This is a genomic window from Mycobacterium sp. (assembly GCF_035499775.1).
Classification (GTDB): domain Bacteria; phylum Actinomycetota; class Actinomycetes; order Mycobacteriales; family Mycobacteriaceae; genus Mycobacterium.
Genome location: NZ_DATJYB010000071.1, coordinates 1 through 6,433, shown reverse-complemented (window position 1 = coordinate 6,433; position 6,433 = coordinate 1). Strand labels below are relative to the sequence as shown.

Annotated in this window: 4 protein-coding genes and 2 pseudogenes; 2 read left to right on the top strand and 4 right to left on the bottom strand. The window is 66.7% G+C overall.

Annotated features, from left to right (window positions below; translation table 11 throughout):
* Positions 1-45: 45 nt before the first annotated feature.
* Positions 46-855 (top strand): annotated as a pseudogene (locus VML93_RS04585) (IS256 family transposase); the annotation flags it as partial.
* A 151-nt stretch (positions 856-1,006) separates the two neighbouring features.
* Here the strand turns inward: VML93_RS04585 and VML93_RS04580 are convergent.
* Genes VML93_RS04580 through VML93_RS04565 form a run of 4 tightly spaced genes read right to left on the bottom strand, consistent with a single transcriptional unit; the run spans position 1,007 to position 5,812 of the window.
* Positions 1,007-1,996: an ERCC4 domain-containing protein gene (locus tag VML93_RS04580; RefSeq protein WP_325608136.1), complete on the bottom strand. Its 990-nt coding sequence runs from the start codon at positions 1,994-1,996 to the stop codon at positions 1,007-1,009.
* Positions 1,997-2,001: 5 nt separating this feature from the next.
* On the bottom strand, positions 2,002-2,424 hold the full coding sequence (locus tag VML93_RS04575) for a DUF6262 family protein (RefSeq protein ID WP_325608132.1): 423 nt from the start codon (positions 2,422-2,424) through the stop codon (positions 2,002-2,004).
* Positions 2,424-4,583 carry a tyrosine-type recombinase/integrase gene (locus tag VML93_RS04570; protein WP_325608130.1) on the bottom strand — a complete coding sequence of 720 codons (2,160 nt, stop codon included), beginning with the start codon at positions 4,581-4,583 and terminating at the stop codon, positions 2,424-2,426. Before VML93_RS04570 ends, VML93_RS04575 begins: the two co-directional genes overlap by 1 nt.
* Positions 4,580-5,812, bottom strand: a complete 1,233-nt coding sequence (locus VML93_RS04565; RefSeq protein ID WP_325608128.1) for a tyrosine-type recombinase/integrase — start codon at positions 5,810-5,812, stop codon at positions 4,580-4,582. The genes VML93_RS04570 and VML93_RS04565 overlap by 4 nt, the downstream gene beginning before the upstream one ends.
* Before the next feature lie 120 nt (positions 5,813-5,932).
* Between VML93_RS04565 and VML93_RS04560 the strand changes: the two are divergent.
* Positions 5,933-6,253, top strand: a pseudogene (locus tag VML93_RS04560) (integrase core domain-containing protein); the annotation flags it as partial.
* Between the last annotated feature and the right edge of the window lie 180 nt (positions 6,254-6,433).

Here is a 6,433-nt window from a genome sequence, read left to right as displayed (position 1 = left end):
TGCTTCGAGAACTGCCAAGTCATCGAAGTGACCGGACCTACGCTCGTGCCTGCACGAGTGTCACCGACCGATCGTGTTCGCGCCAGGATCGATGTGCTGTTCGGCTCGGATCGTGAGCTGCCCGAGATCCTGGAGGAGGTGGCCCGGCTGGGTGCGCAGTTGCTGATGCAGGCCGCATTGGAGGCCGAGGTGACCGAGTTCTTGGGCCGCGATCGCTACCAACGGTGCGCCACCGCGCCGGATGCGCAGTCCGGGGCGCGCAATGGCTATCGGCCAGCGACGGTCAAGACCACCGCCGGCCCAGTCACCCTGGCGCGGCCCAAGCTGCGCGGCACGATGGTCGCATTCGCCTCGCGCTTGTTCGGCAAGCACGTCACCAAGACCAATGCACTGGAATCGTTGGTGATCGCCTCGTTCGTACGCGGGCTGTCGGTGCGTGATGTGGAGGCTACCCTGGCCGATGCACTGAGGGATCAGGCCGCGATCTCGAAATCGACTGTGGCGCAGGTATGCCAAGCGATCAAGACCGAGTACGACACTTGGGCGCGGCGCCCCCTGGGCGATGTCGTGCTCGATTACCTGTTCCTGGATGCCTCGTTCTTCCGGATGCATCCCGGCTCGCCGGCCGAGCCGATCCTGGCCGCGTGGGGTATTACCACCGCGGGCAAGCCCGTCTTGGTGGGCCTGGCCCCAGGCGTGGTGGAGTCCACCGACGCCTGGGCCGGTTTTCTGACCGATCTCACCGACCGGGGACTAGCATGCCCGCTGCTGGTCGTCTCCGACGGTGCCCGCGGCCTGATCGGCGCGATCGAGCAGATCTTCCCGACCGCGCTGCGTCAACGCTGCCTGATCCATTACTCCGATCTTTCGGTTATGCCGACATCGGGGTGGCCCGTGCTGGTGGGGGTGTTTTCCGGGCTGGCGATATCTTATCCGGGGTAATTGATCTTGAGATTGCGTTTCTGCAGGTAGACCGTTTGCAGACGCGTCCGCGAAGGAAGCGCTGTCAGGTGTTGTGGGCGCTGTGCCAGGCGTTCCAGATGTCGGGGCGCAACCCGCCGCGGTCGGGCACGGCGAGCCCGGTGGCGCGGGCCCAGGCCCGGACTTCGGCGGTAGAGGGTTGCGGCGCGTCGGGTGCTTGGTCGAGTTCGGTCGCGGTGTCGTCGACAGCCAGCGGAGTGATCAGCGTGAGGGAGGCGTGCTCGGTCTCGGCCCAGGCGTAGGCGGCGGCGAGGAATCGGTAGGTCCATTCCTCGGCGAGTTGGCGGGTTTCGCAGAAGACGATCGGCACGTTGGGCCAGCGGATCTGAAGTTCGGCGAGACCGTCGGCGACCATGGCGGGCCGGATGCGGTCGAGCTTGAACACCTGGGAGTAGCGGTCCTCGACGACGACCGCGGCGCGTGGCAGTGCCGCCAGTTCGGCCACCGCGAAGCGGAGTTTCCCGCCGGTCAGGCTGGCCACGAGGTCCACCAGGGACTTGCGTTCGACCGAGGCCACCAACCGCCCGCCGAGGGTTATGCCGTAGTCGCCGCACGGCAGGGCGCGTTTCACGGTTCGGACCTGTTGGCCGCCAAACCGGTAGGCGTACTGCTCATGGGAGTCGACCACGATCTCGAGCTCGGCGATCCCTGCTGCCCGGGCGGTAGGTGTGCGCACGTTCGGGCGGGCCTGTTTGCGGGTGCGCGGAGACTGCCAGAAGACGACGTCGCGACCGCGGGCCTTGGTGAACACGATCTGGGAGCGGCTCTCCCGGCTGCGGTCGAGGACGACGTCGATGGCGGCGCCACGGCGGATGCACGACCGGAGTCGGGTTCGTTCCACAATGTCGGGGTCGGCGGGCCACTCGTCTGCCGAAACCTGATAGCAGAAGAGGGCTTTCGTGCGCGGCCAGGTCCCAGATGTGCGGAACACCATCCCGCCGCCCAGCGGGAGCCGCAGCAAATAGGGCAGCGTGGAATCCGGGTCCGGGTTTTGCGCGATCAGCAACTCCGCCAACACTTTCAGGCCTTCGCTCGATCCTGGCCAGCGGGACGGCCGACGCGGCGCCGGAGTTCGAGGTTCTCGCCGTGGGCGGCCTCGAGCGCGCGCCGCAGCGTGGCGACTTCCTCGTGGTGGCGGCGTTTGAGTTCGGTGAGCTGGGCTGTGAGGGTGCGCACAACGCTGCTGGGCTGGTCGGGGTCGGTCCGGTCCGGTGGGGGCGGTGGCATGCTGCGCTGCTGGTTGCGGAGCTGCTCGACCCGCCGTCGGATCTCGGTGTTGCGGTAAAGGAAATCCAGTGACACCCCGGCGATTTGGGCGAGCCCACGGAAGGTGATCGGCGCGTCGCGGCGGAGCATCTCTCGCAGACCCTGTTCGGCGCGGGCCTGGGCGGCGGCGCTCTTGGCGGTGGCGGCTCGACGAAGGTTGTCGGGGTTGCCGCGCATCAGTTCGTGTCCTGCTTGTCGGTGATGGCGCTGGTGCGCGCGTTGACGCCGGCACCCCGGACGGCGCGGTCGGCGAGCCGGGTGTTGCCGAGAGTGAGAATGATGCGGCCGAGAGCGTCACGTTCCTGGCGACGCCCGACGAGCCACACGTTGTCCTTGCTCATGTCTTGCCCAGTCCGTGTCTTGAAGGCCTGGCGGCGCTCGGTTATCAGTTGATCGGTACGGGTCATCTGGGTTTGCAGTTCGGGCAGGAAGGTGGCATCGGTGGCGAACTTGTCGCAGGTCAGACACGCGTTTCCCTTGCCGCAGACCTGACGCGGAGGCAGCAGGCAGTACCCGTTGGGCAGGATCCGGTCGGTGCGCCTGTCCAACTCGAGCATGTCGTAGAGGTCACGGGGATCGACCTCAATCTGGCGCCCATCGGCGGTGATCTTTCGGTAGCGCAGAAACTCGGCCTCGGCGGTGGACTGCAAGGTCTGCGCGTAGGTCATGCTCATAGTCGGTGTGAGATGCCCGAGGTACCGCTGCAACACATGCAACGGAACGCCGCTGTTCAGCAAGCCAGTGGCGACGGTGTGGCGAAACCGGTGAGTGCGGTTGAAGTCGACCAGGGCACCGGTGCGGTCACGCACGTCGAGGCGGACGGCCAGATCGGTCAGCAGATTCCTCAGGGTGTTGCCGGAGTAGGGCCGGTCGCCGTTGCGGTTCATCTGCGCCGCCAGGAACAGGTACTTCGGGGTCCTGCCGGGTGCGCCGTGCGCGGCGAAGAACCGCTGCGCCCATTGTTGTTGTTCGCGGATGATCGCGACGACCTCGGCGGGCACGAGGATGGTGTCGGGCGCCCCGTCAATCTTCGTCTGCTGGTAGCGCAGCTTGGCCACCAGCGCCTGATCGTCGCGGTCTGCGGCGGGCGCGCCCGGCGAGGATGGGACTGTCGGCGACAACGGCAGCAGCGGGTCACAGTCGAGCAGGCAGATCTCGCTGACGCGCCGGCCCAGCAACGCCACCAGCATGGTGATCCGCATGGCCTGCTCGTCACCGAACCCGCCGTCGGCGACCGCGGCGCCGAGCAGGCCCAGCCCACTCATGATTCGTGTCATAGCGTCATCGTCGATGACCTGCCCATCCAGGCGCGGCCGCGGCTTGCCGGGCAGCTCACCGCGCCGGTAGAAGCCGGCGTGGGCGGGGCCAAGGCGCAGCCAGCCCGGTTCGGCCAGCGCGGCCGCAGCCGCATCCTGGTTGTCAGCCATGAACAGGTAGAACTGCTCCACATCGCTGGCCAGGCGCGCCACCGACGCTGGCGACAACCGCTGACCGGTGCCGCGTGCGCGGGTGAGCGGACGAGCACGCAGATGACCGAGGAAATCCAGCATGAGCGCACGAACCCCGGCCGCGTGGTCGGCCAACCACGGCCCATCGACCCCGCAACCGCCCAAGAACCCGTCGAACTCGCCCACCGCCACAATCCGGCGGTGCACCGTCGACCAGCTCAATACCCCGGTGTCCAGGCCGACCTTGCAGTGCCACTGCAGGCCGCGCCGCAGCCACTGGATGCCGATCCGGTCGAACCGCACCGAGTACCGGCCCATCGGCTCGTGCTCGCGCAACGGAATCCGGTTGTCCTCCAACGGGTTCCATTGGTCCCGCTGCCACCACGGGCCGGTGTCGCAGGCGGTGACGAGCAGACGCATCATCCGCGTCAGCAACCGGCGGATGTTGTTCATGGTGGGAGCCGCCGGCAGCCGCCCGCTGCGGCGGTGCACCACACGCTGGATCTGTTGGCACCACTCCCGCACGGACAGTCCGAGCAGGGAAGCCGGCCGCCCGCCACGATCGGCGATCACCTCACCAAGTCGGCGCACCAGCATGCTCAACCCCGGTGTCGGGATCTTCCCGCCCAACTCGATGATCCGGAACACACACCATGCCACCTCCCGGCGCATCGGCTCCGGCAACTGCGACAGATCTACCCCGGCCCGCCAGGTCCCCTCGTGGCAGAACGCTCCGGCGTACTGCGGTGGCACACTCGACTCGGCAAAGCACGACAGCCGCATCGGCTCCGGCACACCCGCCCACAAGCGTTCCAGCTCCCGCGGGTCGCAGCGGTCGCGGGCCGCTTCCACCCAGTCGACCGTGGCCGCTGCACGCCCACCGGTCACGAGCCGGACCCGATCCGCTCGTCGCAGTGCGCGCCGACTCGCCAGCCCGCGGTGAACACCTTCCAGTCGGCGACCGCCTGCATCTCGGCGTCCTCGGTCACGTGCGCGTAGCTGTTCAGCGTGGTCTGCACGTCGAGATGGCCCAATCGTCGACTCACCACGTGCACTGGAACCCCCGACAGCAACAGCGCCGTGGCGTGCGAGTGCCGCATCCAGTGCGGTGACCAGGCCTGCGGCACCTGCCCGGACAATTGCCGGCGCAGCCGGTCCACCAGGTCGTAGACGGACTCCGCTCGCCACGGCGCGAACCGCGGCTCCCGGTCGAGGTTGACGAACACACAGGTGGCATCGAAGTCGTCGGTGGCTCGGTCGGCACCGGCCTCGCACAACTGCCAGACGTACTCGCCGTAGAGGCGGTCCAGCTGGTCGGAGACATACACCCGTCGGTAGCCGCTCTTGGCCCGCACACCATGACAATGGTCTCGGCCCACGACCTCGATGAACGCGGTGTCCCCACACCCGGTATGCCAATCGCGATGCTGCAAACCCAGGGCCTCGCCCAGCCGAAAACCCGTCTCCGCTAACAACATCCACAGCAATCTGTTACGGATCGAACCGCGCCACTGCCGCGTCTCGCTATCCCAGCTCGCACACGCCTCACAGATCCGCTCGATCTGCACCGGCGTCAAGATCGGTGGCGCCGCGCGGCGCCGGTCGCGCACCCGGATCACCGCCTGCCGGCGGCCCTTACGGCGGGCGACATGTTCCAGCAGCGGCTTGTACCGACCGCCGCCACGATGGGTGATCCGGTGCAGGTCTCGGCCCACGTCCACGCCGTTGAGCACGTGGTAGTCATAACAGGAGATCACCGCGCCCAGCCGCGCACCGATCGTCGACTCGGCAAACCGGGCCCGACGGCGCTCGATCGACGCGACCTCCGGCCCGTCCCCGGTGCGCAACCAGGTCAGGAACCCCCCCAAGTTCTCCAACGTCACCGCGTCCCAGTCCAGCCCGAACAGCTCCAAAAACTGCCACCACAACGCCAACGCCCGCGCGTAAGACTTCACCGTATTCGGCGACACCTGCTGGGCCCGTAGATATTCCAAGTACTCCTCGGCCGGTCCGACCACACGATGGCCCGAGCCCAGCACCGTCCATGTCCGTTCACCCGAGGAAAGAGTCAAACCCTGTGCCCGACAAGATCCCGTCCCCACGGTTGCGGTCGTCACACCACGCACCGTAACGACCCCAGATAATCCCTCCGCGAACGACACGCCGACCCCGAAAAGATCGCTTGTCATCCGTCACGGACGCTGGTCCCGCGACCCCAGATAAGAATTCCGGATAACAGTGAGGCGCAATTCAAGACACTGAAGTATCGGCCCGACTTCCCTGATTGGTTCGACTCGATCGAGGCCGCCCGTCGGCACTGCCAGATCTTCTTCGGCTGGTACAACGATGAACATCGCCATACCGGGCTGGGCTTACACGTTCCCGCCGACGTGCATTACGGCACTGCCGTCATCGTCCGCGAGAAGCGCGCCGGCGTGCTCGACACCGCCTACGCCGCACATCCAGAACGGTTCGTGCGCAAGCCTCCCGAACCACCGAAACTGCCCAACGGTTCGTGGATCAACAAACCAGACGACACCGAGGAGGCCACTCAGTAAATAACCCTCAGCAGTGCCTCATTCAGGTTGACAAATTCCGCGTTGGCGCGCTTGAGTTCTCTTGACACGCCCCGGAGGTGTTTGTTGTGTCTGTGCATGGTGCTCCAGTCACGTCGTCCACGATTGTCGTTGCCGTCGATGTCGGCAAGACCTCGGCGATGCTGTCGGCGACCGACAATG

Excerpts from the sequence above, each read along its gene's own strand:
- VML93_RS04575 (WP_325608132.1), bottom strand. The coding sequence starts at position 2,424 with ATGCGCGGCAACCCCGACAACCTTCGTCGAGCCGCCACCGCCAAGAGC.